At 59.6% G+C, this 20,581-nt stretch carries 24 protein-coding genes and 1 tRNA gene; 14 read left to right on the forward strand and 11 right to left on the reverse strand.

What is annotated here, in order from left to right; all coding sequences use genetic code 11:
- Window positions 1-348 precede the first annotated feature (348 nt).
- Both AT6N2_RS24320 and AT6N2_RS05415 read right to left on the reverse strand, forming a co-directional pair.
- Window positions 349-471: a hypothetical protein gene (locus tag AT6N2_RS24320; RefSeq protein ID WP_256366750.1), complete on the reverse strand. Its 123-nt coding sequence runs from the start codon at window positions 469-471 to the stop codon at window positions 349-351.
- A 99-nt stretch (window positions 472-570) separates the two neighbouring features.
- Window positions 571-661, reverse strand: a tRNA-Ser gene (locus tag AT6N2_RS05415).
- A gap of 163 nt (window positions 662-824) precedes the next feature.
- Between AT6N2_RS05415 and AT6N2_RS05420 the strand changes: the two genes are divergently transcribed.
- Window positions 825-1,163 (forward strand): hypothetical protein, encoded by a 339-nt coding sequence (locus tag AT6N2_RS05420; protein ID WP_144575109.1) that lies wholly within the window; start codon window positions 825-827, stop codon window positions 1,161-1,163.
- Window positions 1,164-1,253: 90 nt separating this feature from the next.
- On the forward strand, window positions 1,254-1,430 hold the full coding sequence (locus tag AT6N2_RS05425) for a hypothetical protein (RefSeq protein WP_172801650.1): 177 nt from the start codon (window positions 1,254-1,256) through the stop codon (window positions 1,428-1,430).
- Between the two features lies 1 nt (window position 1,431).
- Here the strand turns inward: AT6N2_RS05425 and AT6N2_RS05430 are convergent, their stop codons facing one another.
- Window positions 1,432-2,232: an aldolase/citrate lyase family protein gene (locus AT6N2_RS05430; protein ID WP_209089080.1), complete on the reverse strand. Its 801-nt coding sequence runs from the start codon at window positions 2,230-2,232 to the stop codon at window positions 1,432-1,434.
- Window positions 2,233-2,239: 7 nt separating this feature from the next.
- Window positions 2,240-3,457 (reverse strand): NAD(P)/FAD-dependent oxidoreductase, encoded by a 1,218-nt coding sequence (locus AT6N2_RS05435; RefSeq protein WP_209089083.1) that lies wholly within the window; start codon window positions 3,455-3,457, stop codon window positions 2,240-2,242.
- Window positions 3,458-3,775: 318 nt separating this feature from the next.
- Here AT6N2_RS05435 and AT6N2_RS05440 point away from each other — a divergent pair, with 318 nt between their 5' ends.
- Together AT6N2_RS05440 and AT6N2_RS05445 are read left to right on the forward strand one after the other, a co-directional pair.
- Window positions 3,776-4,123 (forward strand): hypothetical protein, encoded by a 348-nt coding sequence (locus tag AT6N2_RS05440; protein WP_063951007.1) that lies wholly within the window; start codon window positions 3,776-3,778, stop codon window positions 4,121-4,123.
- 155 nt (window positions 4,124-4,278) lie between these two features.
- Window positions 4,279-5,391, forward strand: coding sequence for a pyridoxal phosphate-dependent aminotransferase (locus AT6N2_RS05445; RefSeq protein WP_209089086.1), 1,113 nt, complete (start codon window positions 4,279-4,281; stop codon window positions 5,389-5,391).
- Between the two features lie 437 nt (window positions 5,392-5,828).
- On the opposite strand, the gene AT6N2_RS05450 is transcribed toward AT6N2_RS05445, so the two are convergent.
- On the reverse strand, window positions 5,829-6,092 hold the full coding sequence (locus tag AT6N2_RS05450; RefSeq protein WP_063951004.1) for a sel1 repeat family protein: 264 nt from the start codon (window positions 6,090-6,092) through the stop codon (window positions 5,829-5,831).
- 480 nt (window positions 6,093-6,572) lie between these two features.
- Here AT6N2_RS05450 and AT6N2_RS05455 point away from each other — a divergent pair, with 480 nt between their 5' ends.
- From AT6N2_RS05455 to vapC, 7 genes are all read left to right on the forward strand, one after another.
- On the forward strand, window positions 6,573-6,911 hold the full coding sequence (locus AT6N2_RS05455; protein ID WP_209089089.1) for a DUF2147 domain-containing protein: 339 nt from the start codon (window positions 6,573-6,575) through the stop codon (window positions 6,909-6,911).
- Window positions 6,912-7,066: 155 nt separating this feature from the next.
- Window positions 7,067-7,657, forward strand: a complete 591-nt coding sequence (locus AT6N2_RS05460) for an AAA family ATPase (RefSeq protein ID WP_209089093.1) — start codon at window positions 7,067-7,069, stop codon at window positions 7,655-7,657.
- 153 nt (window positions 7,658-7,810) lie between these two features.
- Window positions 7,811-7,993 (forward strand): hypothetical protein, encoded by a 183-nt coding sequence (locus AT6N2_RS05465; RefSeq protein WP_209089096.1) that lies wholly within the window; start codon window positions 7,811-7,813, stop codon window positions 7,991-7,993.
- Window positions 7,994-8,003: 10 nt separating this feature from the next.
- Window positions 8,004-8,177: a hypothetical protein gene (locus AT6N2_RS05470; protein WP_172801649.1), complete on the forward strand. Its 174-nt coding sequence runs from the start codon at window positions 8,004-8,006 to the stop codon at window positions 8,175-8,177.
- 100 nt (window positions 8,178-8,277) lie between these two features.
- A complete protein-coding gene (gene amn / locus AT6N2_RS05475) occupies window positions 8,278-9,783 on the forward strand; it encodes an AMP nucleosidase (protein WP_209089099.1) in 1,506 nt (501 codons plus the stop codon).
- A gap of 65 nt (window positions 9,784-9,848) precedes the next feature.
- Window positions 9,849-10,079, forward strand: coding sequence for a type II toxin-antitoxin system VapB family antitoxin (locus tag AT6N2_RS05480; protein ID WP_209089101.1), 231 nt, complete (start codon window positions 9,849-9,851; stop codon window positions 10,077-10,079).
- Window positions 10,076-10,465: a type II toxin-antitoxin system VapC family toxin gene (gene vapC / locus AT6N2_RS05485; protein ID WP_209089104.1), complete on the forward strand. Its 390-nt coding sequence runs from the start codon at window positions 10,076-10,078 to the stop codon at window positions 10,463-10,465. The genes AT6N2_RS05480 and vapC overlap by 4 nt, the downstream gene beginning before the upstream one ends.
- 3 nt (window positions 10,466-10,468) lie before the next feature.
- On the opposite strand, the gene AT6N2_RS05490 is transcribed toward vapC, so the two are convergent.
- The 3 genes from AT6N2_RS05490 to AT6N2_RS05500 all read right to left on the reverse strand — a co-directional run bounded on the left by AT6N2_RS05490 (window position 10,469) and on the right by AT6N2_RS05500 (window position 13,474).
- Window positions 10,469-10,939 (reverse strand): OsmC family protein, encoded by a 471-nt coding sequence (locus AT6N2_RS05490; RefSeq protein WP_209089107.1) that lies wholly within the window; start codon window positions 10,937-10,939, stop codon window positions 10,469-10,471.
- 61 nt (window positions 10,940-11,000) lie between these two features.
- Complete coding sequence (locus tag AT6N2_RS05495; RefSeq protein WP_209089109.1) at window positions 11,001-12,374, reverse strand: aspartate aminotransferase family protein; 1,374 nt, start codon at window positions 12,372-12,374, stop codon at window positions 11,001-11,003.
- 191 nt (window positions 12,375-12,565) lie between these two features.
- Window positions 12,566-13,474, reverse strand: a complete 909-nt coding sequence (locus AT6N2_RS05500) for a diacylglycerol/lipid kinase family protein (RefSeq protein ID WP_144575135.1) — start codon at window positions 13,472-13,474, stop codon at window positions 12,566-12,568.
- Window positions 13,475-13,707: 233 nt separating this feature from the next.
- Between AT6N2_RS05500 and AT6N2_RS05505 the strand changes: the two genes are divergently transcribed.
- Together AT6N2_RS05505 and mgtE are read left to right on the forward strand one after the other, a co-directional pair.
- Entirely contained in the window at window positions 13,708-14,952 is a 1,245-nt protein-coding gene (locus AT6N2_RS05505; protein WP_209089112.1) for an MFS transporter, read from the forward strand.
- Window positions 14,953-15,238: 286 nt separating this feature from the next.
- A complete protein-coding gene (gene mgtE, locus AT6N2_RS05510) occupies window positions 15,239-16,612 on the forward strand; it encodes a magnesium transporter (RefSeq protein ID WP_209089114.1) in 1,374 nt (457 codons plus the stop codon).
- 227 nt (window positions 16,613-16,839) lie between these two features.
- On the opposite strand, the gene AT6N2_RS05515 is transcribed toward mgtE, so the two are convergent.
- Both AT6N2_RS05515 and AT6N2_RS05520 read right to left on the reverse strand, forming a co-directional pair.
- The gene (locus AT6N2_RS05515; RefSeq protein WP_209089117.1) at window positions 16,840-17,676 is read right to left on the reverse strand and encodes an undecaprenyl-diphosphate phosphatase; all 837 of its coding nucleotides are present in this window, start codon (window positions 17,674-17,676) and stop codon (window positions 16,840-16,842) included.
- A gap of 122 nt (window positions 17,677-17,798) precedes the next feature.
- Entirely contained in the window at window positions 17,799-18,188 is a 390-nt protein-coding gene (locus tag AT6N2_RS05520) for a winged helix-turn-helix transcriptional regulator (protein ID WP_004440851.1), read from the reverse strand.
- Between the two features lie 104 nt (window positions 18,189-18,292).
- On the opposite strand from AT6N2_RS05520, the gene AT6N2_RS05525 reads away from it, so the two are divergent.
- Window positions 18,293-19,309 carry a zinc-binding alcohol dehydrogenase family protein gene (locus AT6N2_RS05525; protein WP_209089119.1) on the forward strand — a complete coding sequence of 339 codons (1,017 nt, stop codon included), beginning with the start codon at window positions 18,293-18,295 and terminating at the stop codon, window positions 19,307-19,309.
- 178 nt (window positions 19,310-19,487) lie between these two features.
- Here the strand turns inward: AT6N2_RS05525 and AT6N2_RS05530 are convergent, their stop codons facing one another.
- Window positions 19,488-20,228 (reverse strand): pentapeptide repeat-containing protein, encoded by a 741-nt coding sequence (locus AT6N2_RS05530; protein WP_209089122.1) that lies wholly within the window; start codon window positions 20,226-20,228, stop codon window positions 19,488-19,490.
- Window positions 20,229-20,581: the final 353 nt, after the last annotated feature.

The following is a 20,581-nucleotide window of genomic DNA, read 5'->3' on the forward strand; positions in this document are numbered from 1 at the left end:
TTCGGCTTGTTGCGGAAACAACACACAACGGCCACCAGGGCGGTCATTACGTTTACGATACGTTAAGAAATTGCTTGAGAATCCGTTAGTTAGCGAGGTTAACGGCAAGTTGACGGATATCCGGGGCAACAGCAGACACCCGGCGGCGTCGGGGTTAGGCAAGGATCCTGTACCGTTTTTCTCCTCAGGAGGGGCGCGATCTGATGGGCCCGCGTCGGGCGCTCAAGCGCGGCACGAATCTCAGCGCGATGATTCGTATGATTATTTTGAGCAGCGATTCCCGCAGGTCTGCCTTGAAAAGCCTTTCGGTCCGAATCGCGCGCCCGCACCGGAGAGGCATGAACGGGGTTATCCGCCCTGATCGATCGCGTGCGGCGAGGGCTGCTGCTCGACTGTGCCATTACCGGTCATGGTATAGGCAATGACAGCTATGAGGATGGCGGCGGCGAGCAGGGATAAGACGATGCGCATGGCGTAATTCCTTCCGCTGGAAGGCAGCCAAACAAAGCTCGCGGTCTAAAGTTCGCGGCAGTATATAATGGGATAAAACGGAACGGTCGCGATGCAGGATGGCGGAGAGGATGGGATTCGAACCCACGATACGCTTTTGACGTATACTCCCTTAGCAGGGGAGCGCCTTCGACCACTCGGCCACCTCTCCGGTGCGGCCTGATTATTGCGTAAAAAAAATGATTGCAAGGCTTTTTCGCCAAGAACCCGAAAAACCTTTGAGCCGGCCGCGACGTGTGCGAAACTTTGCGCACAATTCGGGAACTTCTTTAAGGCCGATACGTTTTCGCCACGGTAACAAAAGAGGTGTTCAAATGGCTCAGACCAAACTGAATGTTGTCGAAGACACGATCGAAAACCAGATTGCCGAGCTTCGCTCGCAGATCGCTTCACTCTCCAAATCCGTTTCCGCCCGCGCCGAAGGCGTGAGCGAAGACGCGTCGGAATTTCTGGATGAAGCCCGCGGTCGCGTTCGCAAGGCCGCATCCAACGTGAAAGCCCAAGGCCAGAACGTCGTGGAAGCCGTCAAGGAAAACCCCGGCACGGCGACCTCGCTGCTGACGATCGTCGGCGCACTCGGTTTTGCCATCGGTTATGCCGTCGGCACAAGCACGCAGCAGAATACGTCCAGCAGCCTTTATCGCTGGCGCTGATTGTTGATAAGATAAAAGACAAGGCAAGGCGGCCCACCCGCCTTGCCTTTGTCATTTCAGACAGAAACGATTGAGAACTAGGGGGCAGACATGCATTTCAGCAACGATATTGAATCGGCCTTGTCTGATTATGCCAGGGATCACGGCATCGACAGGGACGAGGCAATCCAGCGCATCATTCGCGCCGCTCTGATCAATGGTGGTTACCTCGCTTCCGGCGAGCAGGGCATCCCGCCGGAAAAGCTGAACGCCAGCAACGACGACTAGATCAGTAACCGGATCGGGAGGGTGCGGGCGTCGCTCCGCCCTTGTAGCGGGCCGATAGAGCCCGAAGAGTGTTTGAAAACGCCGTCACATCGGCGCCGACCGCCACGAAGGACGCGCCAAGCTCGAGGTAACGGCGATTATAGGCCTCATTGAAGGTGAGGATGCCGGCGGCCTTGCCTGCCTTGACGATCTTGGTGATCGCCGCCTCGATAACCTTCTGCACTTCCGGCTCGTCAAAGCGGCCAAGATAGCCCATATCGGCCGCCAGATCAGCCGGACCGATGAAGACGCCGTCCACACCCTCTACAGCCAGAATATGATCGAGATCGTCGATCGCAGCCCGCGTTTCGGCCTGCACCAGCAGGCACACGCTGTCTGAAGCGGTGTCGGCGTAATCGGTGATGGTGTTGAACGCCGAGGCGCGGGCGACAGCAGCACCCATGCCGCGAATGCCCCGCGGCGGGTAATGCATGGCGCTGACAAGCCCCCTCGCCTGCTCCGCCGAATCGACCATCGGCACGAGCAGCGTGCGGGCGCCGGCATCCAGCAACTGTTTGATCATCCAGCTTTCGCCTACAGGCACCCGCACGACAGGCTCGGCAGCAGACGTCGCAAGCGCCCGCAACTGCTCGATGATGCTGCGCAGGTCATTCGGTCCATGTTCACCATCGATCACCAGCCAGTCGAACCCCGCGGTTCCAGCGATTTCCGCCGTAATAGCCTCGCCCATGTCGAGCCAGAGGCCGATTTGCGGCTTGCCCGCATGGATCGCGGTTTTGAAACGGTTTTCGGCAGCGGGCATGATTTCCTCAGGAGAGCAGCAATTTCAGATCGGCGGACGGATCCGCCAGGATGGCACGATCCGGCTCCGCACCGGTATCGAGAAGCTTTTTGCCGGCAACATAGGCCTTGGCGTCGTTGACGGCATCGACAGCGACGAACCGGCCATCGCGGAAGTACCAGACGGACCAGCTGCCCTCGCGGGCACCCTGCCTCAGCACCGTTTCGTCGTAACCGAGATTGAAGCCGGCAATTTGCAGCTTCGTGTCATATTGATCGGACCAGAACCAAGGCTTGGGATCATAGGCCGCATCAGTGCCGGCCAGAACAGCGGCGGCGGCCTCGGCCTGGTCGACGGCATTCTGCACCGATTCGAGACGCACGTTCTGGCCACGCCAGGGCAGCAGAGCGCAATCGCCGACCGCGTGGATGGCGCTATCGGAGGTGCGGGTGTAATCGTCCACGACAATGCCATTGCCGACATCCAGGCCCGATTCGCGGGCAAGGCGATCGTTCGGCGTCACACCGATGCCGACGATGACGAAATCCACATCAAGCACCGAACCGTCTGAAAGCTCGGCAGCTGCCACGCGGCCATCCATGCCGACAAGGCGCACGAGGCCGGTCTTTTCGCGGATCGATACGCCCTGCGCTTGATGAATCCCACGCATGATATCGGCGGTATCCTTCGCCGCGACGCGCTGGAGAATACGGTCAGCCATCTCGATCAGCGTTACCTCTAGGCCGAGTTTGCGGGCGACGGCGGCCGCTTCGAGACCGATATAACCGCCGCCGATCACCAGCAGCCGGCGGCCCGGCTTCATCTCTTCCATCAGCCGGTCGGCATCGCGCTTGTCGCGGACGGTCAAGACGCCTTCCAGATCACCACCAATGCTGGCAGGCAAGAGACGGGGCGATGCGCCGGTTGCCAGCACCAACCTGTCGTAGGAGAGCGTGCTGCCATCCTGCATGCGCACTGTCCTGCTGGCGCGGTCGATCTCTTCCACCCAGGTGGACAGCCGGATTTCGACGTTATTTTCGGAATACCATCCTTCCGGCCGGAACATCAGCCGGTCAAAGCTCATCTCGCCCAGAAGGTATTTTTTGGAAAGCGGCGGCCGCTGATAGGGATAGGCGTCCTCGGAGCCGATGATGGTGATCGGTCGCTCATCCTTCAGCGCCCGAAGCTTCGACGCCAGCGCGAAAGCGGCCTGCCCCGCCCCGACGATTACCAGCCTTCCCGTCACAGTCCACTCCTCGAACAATCACGAACCACCCGCTTCAAGGAGCCGTCGCGAAGCCATATTGCAGGATGAGGCGTAACGCCAAGTACGGCTACAGTCAACCGCGCACGACCGAGATCAGCCCGGTGCAAGCGTGGCGCATTATCAACACCTCCTGCAACCGGATGGGCCCCGGCGCATTTTTAATATCTCCAGGTTGGCTTGCTATATGAGGCTGGTCGAGTTCGGGACAGACTGAAGAGAATTGCGCCTTTTTTCTTCATGCCCTGGCAAGGAAGCGGCGTTAAAATTGTCACGAGAGAGGCAATCCGGGAGGTTGTCATGGCTTTGCATATGGATATCAGTCAGAACGTCCCTCAGGACGAGATGTACGAGAAATTTCAGATTGACCGTCCCGGCAAGATTACCTTCATCGGGCATCACCTCAGCGCCAGCGAAACGCTTCGCTGCCTGGTGCGGACCATTTCCCTCTACGGCGCGGAAATCGAAGTCAGCCCGCATCTGGAGATGCCGACCAACTTTTATCTGGAAATCCTCGGTATCCGCGACGAGATCGGCTGCACATTGATCCGGCGTGAGGAGGAAAAGGTCACGATCGGCTTCAACATGCTGATCGATGCCGAGTTCCTGCACCATGTCCGCCGGCTCAGCTTCGAGACCAGCGTGTGAGCGCCTGATGCGCCTCCAATGATTTTTCTCACACCGGTCAGGGAGGGAAAAACTGTTCCAAAACAGCCATTCAAGAACCGGCCGCGCCTTGCGTCCGGTTTTTTTGCACCTATTGTGAGCCGGGTTTTAACACAGGTACCGGAACTCTGAAGCCAATGTCAGCCTTTTCTCGCCTCACGCCACTTGCCACCTCGCTTCCCTCTACCGTTCCTTTCGTTGGTCCCGAGGCCATCGAGCGGAACCGGGGGTTGAAGGTGGAGGCGCGGATCGGCGCCAATGAAAGCGGCTTTGGTCCTGCCCCTTCCGTGCTGTTGGCCATGCGGGATGCCGCAGCCGACACCTGGATGTACAGCGATCCTGAAAATTTTGAGTTGAAGGAAGCGCTTGCCATTCACCACGGCGTTGCCCGCGGCAACATTGCCATTGGCGGCGGGGTCGATGGCTTGCTTGGGGAAATCGCCCGTTTGATCGTCGGTCCGGGCACGCCTGTTGTAACCTCACTTGGGGGCTATCCGACTTTCAATTATCACGTGAACGGCTTTGGCGGAAAGCTCGTCACCACGCCCTACGTGGATAATCACGAGAACCTCGACGGGCTTCTCGATCTGGTTCACAAGGAAGATGCCCCGCTCGTCTATTTCGCCAATCCCGACAACCCGATGGGCAGCTGGTGGGATGCGAGCGACGTGATTGCTTTTGCGCGAGCGCTGCCGGAAACCTGCCTTCTCATTCTGGATGAGGCCTATTGCGAGACGGCGCCCGCGAGCGCGGTGCCCGCCATCGATGCGCTGATCGGCCAGCCGAACATTTTGCGCATGCGGACTTTCTCGAAAGCCTACGGTCTTGCCGGCGCGCGCGTCGGTTACGCTATCGGTACGCTCGGCAATGTGGAAGCCTTCGACAAGATCCGCAATCACTTCGGCATGGCCCGCATCTCGGTCGCCGGGGCACTCGCCGCCTTGAAGGATCAGGCCTATCTGCACGAGGTGGTTGGCAGAATCGCCGCGGCTCGTGAGCGCATTTCCGCGATCGCTCGTCATAATGGCCTCTCCCCGCTTCCATCGGCCACCAATTTCGTCACGATCGATTGCCACCGCGACGGCACCTTTGCCCGCGCCATCGTGGACGGACTGATGGACCACGGCGTCTTCATCCGCATGCCGGGCGTCGCCCCGCTCAACCGCTGCATCCGCGTCAGCGTCGGCCCGGACGACAAGCTCGACCTGTTCGAACAGGCGCTACCGAAGGTTCTGAAGGCGCTGGGGTGATATTGAGTGCCGTCATTCCGGCCTTGATCCGGAATCCATCGCGATCAAATCCTTGATCGCGAAAGACCCTTTTACGCCGCAGACGCGGCGTGGCTGGAGGCCGGATCAGGTCCGGCATGAGGGAAAAAGGAAGCGATTCGAAAACCGCACCCGTCATGCCTGCCGTAGCGGTTTTATCCTCATCACAGGGGGATGCGAATGCGATTCAACATCCTCCCGCAAATCCCTGCCCGCGAATCATTTTTCGGCATCGGACACAGCCGGACATAAGAAAACCGCGCCGGCCTTGTTCCTGCCGGTCGCGGTTTGATGTGTCAGCGCAAAAGCCTCTTTTCAAAGCCCTCGCCGCGTTCCCCTTCGGGTTTACTTTCGTTTGCACCGGCCGCAGGGACTGGAGGGAACCCGGCCGGAAATCTGAAAATCGTGTCAGGGATAAGTCAGTGCATCGTCATCCAGTCGCGGGCGGCGCGCAGCGCTTCGGCCAGTTCCGCTTTCGTCATGTTGCGGGCAAGGTCCGCACGCAGGGAAGCGGCTCTTTCCGATCCGCGGATCGCGGCGATGTTGAGCCACTTATGTGCTGCGACCAGATCGACCTTGCAGCCTCGGCCGGTCGCATAGACCAGGCCAAGATTGCAAAGAGTGTCGGCGCGGGTTTCGCCACCGGCAGCCATTTCGATATCGCTGATGTCAAAGCGTGCCATTGTTTTAGTCCCTGTCTTCTCGCCTGTTTCGCCAAATGCCTTCTTGTTGAGGCTGCCGTTTCGACCTTCCGTCTTTTGCGGTTTTCCGGTCGTTGCGGCCGGCAGGTTTTCCCTGCGCTTTTGATGAGTTCACTATGCCACCAGCCCTTCAACGGCCGCTTAAAAGGCATGATTAATGGGCCGCAAACAAACTGCAAACGATTGGTAAAATTGGGGTTTTGTTAAATATCACAGGCTGCGGAAATTAAGGACTTTGAGGCGATTTTTACGAAAGATTTACGATTGGATTTAAACCTTTTCTTCACCACGATCAAAACAACGAAATCCAATTGCCCTCTTCCATTTGCCGAAAACCGCTGCGAACGCCGGGACGAAGCGACAGATTCCTGTTTCCTTTTACGTGAACGTCAAATACTATCCGCCCAGCCCGCGGAGGATGAGGCGGGCAAGGAACAGCGCGACGTGACGGGAGGAGTCTTTATGAAGCGTGTGATGATCATTGCCGCTACCCTGCTGATGGGAAGCAATCTTGCCTCGGCTGCAGAAGCCATCGAAGGAAACTGGAAAACGGCCAGCGGTGAGACGGCGGCGATAGGGCCATGCGGCAGCGCCTTTTGCGTGACGGTGAAGACCGGCAAACATGCCGGCAAGCAGATCGGCAAGCTTTCCGGCAAGGGGAACAGCTATTCGGGTGAAATCACCGATCCCGCCAACGACAAGACTTATAGCGGCTCCGCCACCGTTTCCGGCAGCTCGCTGAGCATGAAGGGCTGCGTGCTGAAGGTTCTTTGCAAATCGCAGACTTGGACGCGGCTGTAATAACACGGCGGCGGGCGGGCTCATGTCCTCCCGCCGCGGACCGCGTCACCCGCCGGCGACATGCGGTGAACGATCCCCAGGCCCCCGCATTCGGCCGCATCGAAGCCATATATGTGCTCTTTCATAGTGGCGCCCCCCACCAATGAGAGCGACGCATGCCCCCTGCACTTTCGACCATTCTGATCGCCGGCACTTCCCATGTCGGGAAAAGCACGCTCGCCGGACAATTGAGCGAGAGGCTGGGTTGGGAGGCAATCTCCACGGACAGCCTGGCGCGCCATCCGGGGAGACCGTGGCCCGGCATTCCGAGCGCGGTTGACGAGTTTTACCGTCAGCTATCGGCAGACTCGATCCACTGGTTTCTCAAGGTTCATCACCAGAACATCTGGCCGAGGATTCGCACGTTGATCGACAGCAGGTTAGACGCGGGCACACCGACGATCCTCGAAGGTGCGGCACTTCGCCCTGAGTTCATCGCGCCCCTGCTCGGGGCCCCGGTTACCGGCGTTTTCCTTCATGCCGGCAATGACTTTCTCCTTCAGCGGATGCGTGCTGAGGCGCGATACGATGAGGCCGCTCCCAGAGACCGGCAGATCATGAAAGCGTTCATGGAGCGATCGCTCAGGGAAAACACCGAAATGCTTTCCTCGGCGCTGGACCATCATGTACCGGTTTTCGATGTCAGCAAACCTCAGGGCATCGAGACCCTCGTGGCTCATCTTGCCGCGCTGGTTTTTCCGGGCTGAGAGACGCAGCTTCCCGCGCTCAGCGCTCGATTATGGCACCAATTTGTCCAGCCATCGGCCGTTAACATCCCTGAACCCCATATGAACCGCGGCCTCAGGGTTCGTTCAGTCCCGATATGGCAAAACTTTGTCCATGAACTCGAATGAAGGGGAATGGACATGACAAAGCTTATCAGCCGACTGGCAATCTTTGCGTTTCTCATGGCGATCTTCGCCATGTCCTTCGCCTCGCTCGTCGTCAATCCGAACCGCAGTTTCCAGCGGGTCAATGCCGGTGCCGCCATTGCTTGCCAGCACAACCCGGTTCAGGGGGCAAATTGCCCCGTCGTCCTGTGAGGAACGGCCAATGACAAAGAACTTTTCCAACGGCCTTTTTTCCGCGCTGAGACTGGCGCTGGTGGCCTCGCTCTTTCTGGGTCCCGTGGCTGGACTTGCCGCTTACAAGGCCGATCCCCGTCCCGCTTCAAAAGGCGCCGGTTTCGTTCTGCTGATGAGCCTGCAGCGCGGCGCGCTCGGCTGAATTTTCCGCCGGCGCCTGCACCGCCAGCATATTCCGTTTCTTTTCGGTTTCTTCGTATTTCTGTCGCTTGCCTGTCGAAAATGGCCTCCTATAATGGGCCATGACAATAGAAAAACCCACGATTCCGCCCCTCACCTTCATCAGCCCCGAGCCTTTCGCGCCGCAGACATTCACGGACCCGAAAGAGGCCGTCGCTGCTTTGGCAGCGCTTTATGAGCGCAATACGAAGTTTCTGATCGATTCATTCACGGCGCTTGCCAAGGGTGCGCCGATCACCGGCCGATATCGCGCCTGCTATCCACAAGTCAGCATCGAAACCGCGACATTTGGGCATGTCGATTCTCGCCTGTCCTACGGTCACGTGACAGCGCCGGGCGTCTACACGACGACCGTCACCCGACCGGAACTGTTCCGCCACTATCTCAAGGAGCAGCTGGGGCTTTTGATCAAGAACCACGGCGTTCCGGTCACGGTGTCGGAATCGGCCACGCCCATTCCGTTGCATTTCGCGTTTGGCGAAGGCGCCTATGTCGAGGCGGCGGCGGCATCGTCGTTGTCGGATGTGCCGCTGCGCGATCTCTTCGATACGCCCGACCTCAACAATACCGACGATCTCATTGCCAATGGCGAGTATGATCAGGTGCCGGGCGAACCCGCGCCGCTCGCGCCCTTCACCGCGCAGCGCATCGATTATTCACTCGCCCGCCTCAGCCATTATACGGCCACCAGCGCCAGCCATTTCCAGAACTTCGTGCTGTTCACCAACTACCAGTTCTATATCGACGAATTCGCCGCCTGGGCCCGGCAGATGATGAAGAACGGTGGCGAGGGTTACACCGCCTTTGTGGAGCCGGGCAACATCATTACCCATGCAGGTTCCGACAAGCCGGAGACGGGTGCGGTGCTCGCCCGCCTGCCGCAGATGCCCGCCTATCACCTAAAGAAAAAGGGCCATGCCGGCATTACGCTCGTCAATATCGGGGTCGGCCCCTCCAACGCCAAGACGATCACCGACCACATCGCCGTGCTGCGTCCGCATGCCTGGCTGATGGTCGGTCATTGCGCCGGCCTTCGCAACAGCCAGCGGTTGGGCGATTATGTACTGGCGCATGCCTATGTGCGCGAGGATCACGTACTGGACGACGACCTGCCGGTCTGGGTGCCCATCCCGGCTCTCGCCGAAGTGCAGCTGGCGCTGGAAGGCGCCGTCGCGGAAGTGACGGGTTACGAGGGTTTCGAGCTGAAGCGCATCATGCGCACCGGCACCGTCGCCACCATCGACAACCGCAACTGGGAGCTTCGCGATCAGGCAGGCCCGGTCAAGCGCCTGTCGCAGTCGCGCGCCATTGCGCTCGATATGGAATCCGCCACGATCGCCGCCAACGGCTTCCGCTTCCGCGTGCCCTACGGCACCCTGCTCTGCGTCTCCGACAAGCCGCTGCATGGCGAATTGAAGCTGCCCGGCATGGCGACGGAATTTTACCGCACGCAGGTCGCCCAGCATCTCCAGATCGGCATCCGCGCCGTGCAAAAGCTCGCCGCCATGCCGACGGAAACGCTGCATTCGCGGAAGCTCAGAAGCTTTTACGAAACGGCGTTCCAGTAAAATCTGTATCGAACGCAGCGCCTTTGGTGTATTGTTTCGAAAAACGATACACCAAAGGTTTCAACATGCGTACCAACATCGAACTTGATGACGCCTTGATCGCCGAGGCGATGGAAATCACAGGTCTTTCGACGAAAAAGGCGACGGTTGAGAAGGCTCTGCGCGATCTTGTGGAAAATCTCGGGCGGCGTAAAGCGTTGCAGGAACTGAGAGGCATCGGCTGGAGTGGCGATCTGGAAGACGTGCGCAATGGCTGGAGCGCAGAAGATATCAAATCGCAAGATGTCGCAGAATGATCGTTGTCGATACATCGGTCTGGATCGACTGGTTTCAGAATAAATCCACGCCTCAAGTCGCAACGCTCGACGATATGGGCGATCTTACCGACGTAATCATCGGCGACATTATTCTTCTCGAAATCTTGCAGGGAGAGCGGAATGACAAGCTGGCGGCGGCTATACATAGTCGGCTGAAGCGCTTCGGATTCGTGCCGATGCTGACACCCGAACTTGCCGTTAAAGCTGCGGCCAATTACCGAAAACTTCGCGGCCTTGGGAAAACCGTGCGTAAAACGGCTGACCTCATCATCGGCACCTATTGTATCGAGCACGGACATAAATTGCTGCAAAACGACCGAGACTTTCAGCCGATGGCCGATCATCTCGGTCTGCAGCTGGCCTGAGCCTCAAACCACCTTCACCCTGCCCTCCACCCGCACCGGGAAATTCACAGAGCGCGCGATGAAGCATTTGTCATGCGCATCATGGTGCAACTCATCCGCCCGGGCGGGATCGCCCTTCGAAATGGTGATGACCGGTTTCAGCACCACTTCGCTGAACTGCCCGGCGCCATCCTTTTCCATGATCAGCGTGCCTTCGGCATTGTCGACATAGTCTTCAACGATGATGCCGTTGACAGAGCAGAAATGCAGGTACCAGAGCTTGTGGCAGGCCGAGAGCGAGGCGACGAGCAGGTCTTCGGGGTTCCAGCGGGCGGCATCCCCGCGGAAGGCCGGGTCGGAGGAGCCCGCAATATCGGCTTTTCCCGACGCGGAAATGGTGTAGTCGCGTTCATAATCGCGGTAGCCGGACGTGCCCTTGCCACGATTGCCGGTCCACTTCAACTGGACGGTGTAATGATGTTCCTGTCCTGCCATTTTAGTCCTCCCTTGGATTCGTTTTTCGCATTCTTTAACGGAAAACCGTTGCCCATTTTTCCTAGAAATGCTCTCGCGTATCGCGCAGATGGTCGAGCGCCTTGCGCAGCGTCTCGATGATTTGATCGACTTCTGAACGGCTGATCGTCAGCGCTGGCGAGGCCAGCATGCGGTCACCGGTCGCGCGCATGACGAGGCCGTTTGCCAGACAATGATTGCGCACGGCGGTTCCAATATCGTCCGGCTTGGCGAAACGCGTGCGCGTCGTCTTGTTGGTCGTTAGCTGCAAGCCGCCCATCAGGCCGACGTTGACAGCCTCGCCCACCACTTCGTGGTCTTCAAGGCTTTTCCAGCCCTGCGAGAAATAGGGGCCGATATCGTCACGCACCCGCTCCACCAGTCCCTCAGCCTCGATGATGCGGAGATTTTCGAGCGCCGCGGCGGCGCAGACGGGATGGCCGGAATAGGTGAAGCCGTGGTTGAAGTCACCGACCTCTGATAACATCACCTGCGCTACCCGGTCCGACACGATCACGCCCCCGATCGGCAGATAACCTGATGACAGGCCCTTGGCGACCGGAGCGAGATCCGGCTCGACGCCAAAATGCTGATAACCGAACCATGAGCCGAGACGCCCGAAGCCGCATATCACCTCGTCGGAGACGAGGAGGATGTTGCGTGCCTTGCAGATGCGGGCGATTTCAGGCCAGTAGGTCTCCGGCGGCACGATCACACCGCCGGCACCCTGAATGGGCTCAGCCACAAAAGCCGCAACATTCTCCTCGCCCAGCTCATCGATTTTTGCGTTCAGTTCGCGCGCGACCTTCAGGCCGAATTCGGCCGGGGAGAGATCCCCACCCTCGGCATACCAGTAGGGCTGGCCGATATGGGCAATGCCTTCGATCGGCAGGTTGCCCTGCTCATGCATCCATGTCATGCCGCCGAGAGACGCGCCCGCCACCGTCGAGCCGTGATAGCCGTTGCGTCTTGCGATAACCTTCGTTTTCGCGGGATGGCCAAGCGCCTTCCAGTAGACCCGCGCCATGCGGAACCAGGTGTCGGTGGCTTCCGAACCGGAGTTGGTAAAGAACACATGGTTCATGCCCGGCCCGGCGCGAGAGGCGATTTTTTGGGCCAGAAGGGTCGCGGGCTGCGTGGTGGTGCCGAAAAAGGCGTTGTAATAGGGCAGCTCGTTCATCTGCCGCTGCACGACATCGGCGATTTCGCGGCGTCCGTAACCGATATTCACACACCACAGGCCGGCAAAAGCGTCGAGATATTTCTTGCCGGTGCTGTCATAGATGAAGACCCCTTCGGCCCGCTCGATGATGCGTGTGCCGGCCGCATTCAGCTTGCCCATGTCGGAGAAGGGATGAAGATGATGGGCGGCATCGATGGCGGCGAGGTTGGAGAGAGACGTGGAGATTTCATTCATGACAGATCGCACTCCCATAAAGGCAACGGCGCTTGCGCCGTCACGCCCGCCGAACATGGCCGGGCGGCTCCGATTTGGCAAGGCCGGAGGTTTTTAGGGGGCAAGTTGCCTGGCTGGACGTTGCGGCGAACTTCTTCTCCCCGGCGGGGCGAAGAAACATGCGGTGATCGCCCAATTCACAGGCGGTTGCGTTATGCGAAAAACGCCCGTCCCACCAGCACCTTCAGCTCACCCGCATGGACCTCCAGCGCCACATCCCGTTCCATCGGCAATAATTCGCCATCGATCACGCAACGCACGTCGTGGCGTTTTTTAGGGAAATGAAGCTCCACGTCCGTCACGGTCATGGCGGTCACCGCTGCGTTATCCTTGAGCTTGCCGCGCAGGATATCGAAGGCGAGTTTTGCAACGCCGGAGGGGCGAAGCGGGTCGGTGAGATAGAAACCGAGGTGACCGCCAGAGACATTATCCGCCACCAAGAGCGAATTCTGACCGAACTCGTTGTTGGAAACCGAAATAGCCGAGACCTTGCGATGCTGCGTTTCGCCGTTCACCGTATATTGCACCTCAAAGACGGGTGGATTGAGGATGACGTTGACGGCCGCACGGATGCTTGCCTTGATCTTGCCGAGACGGGAGGCGAAGGCGAGGTTGTTGCGATACCGCACCATGCGTGAGTGCAGGCCCGCTGAAAACTGGTGGACGAAGAGCCGGCCATTGGCGCTGGCGATGTCGACATTGGCAATTTCGCCATGCGCCAGCGTGTCCAGCACCTGGCGAATGTCGAGCGGCAGCTTCAGCGAGCGGGCGAAGAGGTTCATGGTGCCGGCGGGCACGATGCCCAGCGCGATGCCGTTTTTCCAGGCGATGGCCGCGGCGGCGGAAATCGTGCCGTCGCCACCGCCGGCAATGATGCCCTCTATGCCCGGCTCCTCGGCAGCGCGCTCCATCTCCTCGACGATATCCTTTCCGGAAACCAGCCGGCAATCGATCTCGTGGCCGGCGCGGGTGAAGACCTCGCGCGCGTCGTTGCAATAGGCATCCATGTCAGTGGTTCGAAAGGTGCCGCCGTCACGATTGAAAATTGCAATGAGCTTCATGTTTCCAATCCGATTGAGGAATGCAGCCGCGCGTAAATGTCTCTCATCATATAGGGTTCCAAACACCATCGCGTGAAGATGTTCTTTTGCCGAGAATCGCTCTACCGCAACGCATCATTTCATGTTAGGGGTCACTTAAGGTCATTTTCATGACCGCACATCTCCAGTCAGGGCAGACCGTTCCCATGCGGTCTTGCCCTTTTTTCTGTTGGGTCCTCCCATCTCAGGTCAGCATGAGCCAGTCGACAATGTCCGAAGCCCGCCCTGGCGCGGAAACCGAAGCCGTTTACCCGACCGAGCCGGCTGTCGCGCTTTCGCCTCTCGCCATCGCGCTCATCGAACTGGCACTTGCCGCCGGCGGTTTCGGCATCGGCACCGGCGAATTCGCCATCATGGGCTTACTTCCTGACGTCGCCACCACCTATGGCGTGACGGTGCCGCAGGCGGGTTACGTTATCACCGCCTATGCGCTGGGCGTCGTCATCGGCGCGCCCATCATTGCGGTTCTGGCCGCCCGCATGACGCGTCGGGCATTGCTGCTGGGTCTGATGGGGCTGTTTGCGGCGGGCAATATTCTCAGCGCCGTCGCACCGGATTTCCTGAGCTTCACCGTACTGCGCTTCATCACCGGCCTGCCACACGGCGCTTATTTCGGCGTTGCGGCGCTGGTGGCAGCCTCCATGGCGCCGATCCACAAACGCGCCCGTGCCGTTGGCCGCGTCATGCTTGGGCTGACCATTGCCACGCTGCTGGGCACCCCGCTTGCAACCTTCTTTGGCCAGCTCCTGTCCTGGCGCGCAGCCTTCATGCTGGTCGGCGGCATCGGGCTGCTGACAGTCGCCCTTCTCTGGCTGTTCCAGCCGCGCGACAAAGTGGAGGAAGGCGCAAGCGTCTGGCGCGAACTCGGCGCTTTCCGTCGCGTTCAGGTGTGGCTGACACTCGCCATCGCTGCCGTCGGGTTCGGCGGCATGTTCTCGGTCTTCAGCTATATCGCCAAGACCACCACCGACGTCGCGATGATGCCGGTGTCCACCGTCTCCATGGTGCTGGCGCTGTTCGGCATCGGCATGAATGTCGGCAATGTGGTCGGCTCGCGGCTGGCCGATATCTCGCTCAATGGCACGATCGGCGGCATGCTGGCCTTCAACGTGCTCGTCATGACCGTGTTCGGCATGACGGCGGATAATCCATTCATGCTCTGCCTCTGCGTCTTCCTGATCGGCTGTGGTTTTGCCGCCTGCCCGGCCGTGCAGACGCGACTGATGGATGTTGCGCAGGATGCGCAGACACTGGCTGCCGCTTCCAACCATTCCGCCTTCAACATTGCCAATGCGCTCGGCGCCTGGCTCGGCGGCCTCGTCATCGCCATGGGTTTCGGTTACGCCTCGACCGGTTATGTCGGTGCGGTCCTCTCCCTTCTCGGGCTTGGCGTTTTCCTTGTTTCGGTCACCGTCGAACGACGCGCGAAAGCCGGCTGAAGGCCGGTTCTTCACCGGTCGAAATCCCCTTTCCGACGCCCGCTCGAAACCTTACGGAAATTTCACAATCGGCTCGCTTGACTCTTTTTCGTTTCAGGCGCAACACGGCGTTACGCACAGACCGCAAGCCGGAACCGTGCGGATTTTAACGGAGCATCATTGGATGTCTAGCGACAGTAGTAGTCGATTGCCTTTGCCGAAAGCGGCGAACGGGAACTGATCCGACCCCTGTCGGCTCACCACCGCGTTCGCCGTAATCGGCGAATCGACGGAAAGGTGAGCAATCATGAACTTCCACACTCTCTCCCAGAGAGCCAGCAAGGCCGCACGTCTTCTCCGCAGCGGAAATGCCGGTTCCACCACCATTGCAGAACGTGTCGAGCACCTCAACACGCTTGATACCGATGCAGCCGTAGCAGCACTGCTTGCCATGCCGCAGGCAAAGGCCGTCGCCATTCTCGACCGGCCGGAGCTGCATGACGCAGCCGCCATCATTGCCGGCATCCCCCTTGAACAGGCTGCCCGTTTCGTAAACCTGATGTCCGACGACCGCGTCGCCGACGTGATGGCGGACATGGAAGACGAGCCCCGCGCCAAGCTTTTTGCCCGGCTGGATCGCACGACCGCGCTCTCCATCCAGCACCTGATGGGCTACCCGCCGCGCACGGCAGGCTCGATCATGACCACGGAATTCGTCAGCGTTCCCGACAGCTGGACGGTGGAACAGACCCTTTCGCACATCCGCGTCGTCGAGCGGTCGCGTGAAACGGTCTATGCCATCTATGTGCTGGCTGAAGACGGAACGCTTTCCACGGTCGTGACGCTGCGCCGCCTGCTGACCGGCGAGCCCGGCGCTTCCATCCTCTCCGTCGCATCGAAGGAAGGCATTGCCTATGCAAGCCCCCTGATGTCGCAGGAGGATGTGGCCCGGCTTATCCGCAAGCACGACCTTCTGGCGCTCCCCGTCGTTGACGACCACTCGCATATCCTCGGCATCGTCACCGTTGACGACGTGATCGACACCATGATCGCCGATACCACGGAAGATGCTCACAAGTTTGGCGGTATGGAAGCGCTCGGCAAGCCCTATATGACGATCGGCTTTCCGGACATGATCCGCAAGCGCGCCGGCTGGCTTGCGGCCCTGTTCCTCGGGGAAATGCTGACGGCGAGCGCCATGCAGCATTTCGAGGGCGAGCTGGAAAAGGCCGTGGTGCTGACGCTGTTCATTCCGCTCATCATGTCGTCGGGCGGCAACTCCGGTTCGCAGGCCACCTCGCTCATCATCCGGGCGCTGGCGCTCGGTGAACTGAAGCTTTCCGACTGGTGGCGGGTGCTGCTGCGGGAAATACCGACCGGCCTCACGCTCGGTTGCATCCTCGGCGCCATCGGCTTCCTGCGACTGACGATCTGGCAGCAGGCCGGTTTCTACGATTACGGCGAACACTGGCTGCTCGTCGGCGCCACTGTCTTTGCGGCGCTTGTGGGCATCGTCACCTTCGGTTCGCTCGCCGGTTCCATGCTGCCTTTCGTGCTGCAGCGGCTGCGGCTCGATCCGGCCAGCGCCTCGGCCCCGTTCGTCGCCACGCTGGTGGATGTCAGCGGGCTGGTCATCTACTTCTCGGTGGCGCTGGTTATCCTCAGCGGTACGTTGCTCTAACGACAAAGGCCCGCTTGCGAGAGCGGGCCTTCGGATTTTCAAGGCAGGTCATAACCTCTCAACCGTCATGCCGGACTTGATCCGGCATTCAGCCATGGCGCGTATTCGTCATGAAGGAACTCTTGCGATCAAAGACTTGATCGCGCTGGACCCCGGACCAAGTCCGGGGCGACGGAGCGCGGATGGTACACCCGGCCCTAAAGTATCCGTTCAATCGGCAAAGCCCTTTAGCCACCTGCGCTAATCACACCCGTTCCCAAGAGCCCAAGCAAAATCAAGCCGATGACCACGCGGTACCAGACGAAGGGCATGTAGCTCTTGGTCGAGACCAGCTTGAGGAACACGACGATCACGGCGTAACCGACGATGAAGGCGATGAGGGTCGCAAGCCCGGTCTGGCCCCAGCCGACCGGATTGTCCTCGCCGATGCTCTTGAATAGCTGGTAGAAGCCGGAGCCGAAGACGGCGGGAACGGCAAGCAGGAAGGAATATCGGGCTGCCGCCTCGCGGGTGTAGCCCAGAAGCAGGCCGGCGCTGATGGTGCCGCCGGAACGCGAGACGCCCGGGATAAGTGCCATGGCCTGCGCGAATCCGAAGAGGATGCCATCGCGCCAGATCAGCTGGTTCAATTTATAACGCTTCTCCCCGATCCTGTCGGCCACGCCAAGGACGATACCGAAGACGATCAGCATCACCGCGGTGATATAAAGGTTGCGCAGCGAATGTTCGATCGCATCCTTGAAGAACAGCCCCAGAAACACGATCGGTACAGAACCGACGATGATCAGCCAGCCTAGCCGGGCATCAGCCTTGTCATAAGGACCGAGGCGCAGGTTCTGCCGCAGCCAGGCGGCGGCGATCCGCATGATGTCTGACCAGAAATAAACCAGCACGGCCATTTCCGTGCCGATCTGGGTAATGGCGGTGAAGGCGGCTCCGGGATCTGCGCCGGAGGGCAAGAACTCCCCGGCGATCCTCAGATGCGCGCTTGAAGAAATCGGAAGAAATTCCGTAAGTCCTTGCAAAAGACCGAGAAATCCGGCCTCCATCCAACCCATGCTCATGTGCTTTGATGTCCCTGCTGCGAATCGAGATCGCAGCATTATGCATCAATCGGGGCAAATCCGTGTTGCATCGCACCATGAAAAATGACGTCCACGGCACTTGCTTTTACCCGTGATTTCTTTCAGGCCGCCTTCTCCGCCACCTGCGGAAGCTGGGTGTATTTCGCGCCGTTTTTACAGACGACGTGCGCATCGCCCCAGCTTTTCAGGGCCGAAATCACCGGCCGCATCGTCTCGCCCAGCGGTGTGAGCGCGTAATCCACGCGCGGCGGCACGACGGGGAAAACGGTGCGGGAAATCAGGCCGGCCTCTTCCAGCTCGCGCAGCTGCTTGGTCAGCATGCGCTGGGTGACGCTCGGAATATGGCGGCGCAGCTCGTTGAAACGCAGGGTGCCCTCATTGATGAGGTGATAGAGGATCACGCCTTTCCATTTGCCATCGAGAAAACTCAAGGCCGATTCCACCGGGCAGCCGGGAAAATTGCCCGTCAGTTTGGCGCGCGGTCGCGACATCTACAGTATCCTTTTTGTGTGTATCATCACAAAATGTGCATTCTTGCGATCGATGTTCATATGTATCAAGTAAGAGGCACGCAAACAAGCAAAGGAGACTGTTCATGCGCGCCATCGGTTACAAGACGAGCCAGCCTATCACCGCCAGCGATGCTCTGATCGACATCGAGCTGCCCCAGCCGGACGCGAAAGGGCACGATATTCTGGTTGAAGTGAAAGCGGTTTCGGTGAACCCCGTCGATACCAAGGTCCGTCGCAACCAGTCGCCGGAAAACGGCGCCACCCGCGTGCTTGGCTTCGATGCGGCCGGCGTGGTGAAGGCCGTTGGCGACAAGGTCTCGCTGTTCAAACCGGGTGACGAAGTGTTTTACGCCGGTGTCATCAACCGTCCCGGCTCCAACAGCGAATTCCATCTGGTCGATGAGCGCATCGTCGGCACAAAGCCGAAATCACTCAATTTCGAGGAGGCCGCCGCCCTGCCGCTGACAGCGATCACCGCTTACGAGACGCTGTTCGACCGGCTGCGGGTGAAGGAGCCGGTTCCGGGTGCTGCCAATGCCGTTCTTGTCATCGGCGGTGCTGGCGGCGTCGGTTCTATCGCCATCCAGCTTCTGCGTGCCCTGACGGATCTCACTGTCATCGCCACGGCATCGCGGCCGGAAACGATCACGTGGGTCAAGGAGCTAGGCGCGCATCACGTCGTCGACCACAGCAAACCGATAGCGCCGCAGGTGGAGGCGCTGGGCCTCGGCGCGCCGGGCTTCGTTTTCTCCACGACGCATAGCGACATCCACGCGGCCGACAGCGTGGCCACCATTGCGCCGCAGGGCCGCTTTGCCCTGATCGACGATCCGGCCGGCGGCTTCGACGTGATGGCCTTCAAGCGCAAATGCATCTCGATCCACTGGGAAATGATGTTCGCCCGCGCTGTATTTGAAACGCCCGACATGATCGAACAGCACAAGCTGCTCAACCACGTTGCCGAACTGGTCGATGCCGGCAAGATCAAGACGACGCTGACCGAGGTTTTCGGAACCATCAATGCGGAAAATCTGATCAGGGCGCATGCGCTGATCGAAAGCAACAAGGCCAAGGGCAAGATCGTTTTGTCGGGCTTTTAGGCTTTCCGTGCACCTATCAGGGCGGATCGGCTCGGTGCTGGGAGGGCGGGAGAAACCCTTCTGCTTCTTTTAAAGCCCCAGCCGATTCCCTTGCCAGGTCATGCCCTCCCGGCCGGGCTAAGGGCATCACATCCGTACCGCCGGCGCAGTTCAACTGCAATCGATAAGACGGACTGCGTCAATCGTCGTCAGGGTCTTCCGCGCAGGGCCAGGAGGCAGGCGCAGTCAGCCCGCTCGGCAATTTTGTCTTCGCGTCACCGCAGGCGATATCAATCTGCTTTTGTTCGAGACCCGTTGCCGTGGAGAGATCGACGCCTTCGATCCGGGTCAGCAGCAGGAATGCGTTGGTAAAATCGACCGGCCCGCCCACTTTCGCACCCTCGAAACGGGCACGCGAGAGGTTGGTCAGGGAAAATTTCGAGCCGTTCAGTGAGGCCCCTTCGAAATCCGCGCGGCCAAGTTCGGCCTTGGTGAAATCCGTGCCATCGAGCTTGGTATTCTCGAACTTGGTACGCTGCATCTCGGCGTTGATGAATTTGGCGTTGGTGGCATCGGCGGCGGAAAAGTCGCTGCGATAGGCTTCAACCTTGGTCAGATTGGCGCCCTGAAGGTTCGCTTCGGCAAGGGATGTGCGGATCAGCTTGGCCTTTTCCAGATTGGTGCCTTTAAGCGATGAACCGCGCAGATCGGTATAGGTAAAGTCCGTGCCGTAGAGCATCGCGGAGTCGAGATTGCTGCCGCCCAGCATCAGCAGGCGCTTGTTGCACTCACGCCAGTCTATGCCCGCCATCGCATCGGAGCGGCAGCTTGCCGCCGCCAGCGGGCTGCCACTGAAGGTGATGGCAACCAGCGCAAGCACCGCCACGCTGCCAACCAAACCTGTCTTTCGCACGATCTTCAGCCTTTGAAAGCCAGACATTCTCTCACTCCCCGTCGTCGGGCGGCGCAGACACTTCCGAGCCTGCCCAAGGACCAAACGCAGATTCCAGGCGTTCCTGCATTCACCACCCGCAACCCGCGGGCAAGGCGATGCTACAACACCCCAACATCCTATATGTAAGAAATCGAAGAGCAATCCACAAATACTGACGGGGATACGGGCTGCGGAGGCTGCTGCTGCGTCACGGGTGACATCGATGTCTCGATAGTCGTGGCGCGCTCCACCACCTCCGTCATGCCGGCCTCGAGCCGGCATCCAGCCAGCCCAAGTCCTTGGGCTGAAAAGACAAATCTCGCCGCGCAGACGCGCTTCGGCTGGATACCGGCTCAAGG

It is taken from the genome of Agrobacterium tumefaciens (genome assembly GCF_017726655.1).
Lineage (GTDB): Bacteria > Pseudomonadota > Alphaproteobacteria > Rhizobiales > Rhizobiaceae > Agrobacterium > Agrobacterium tumefaciens_B.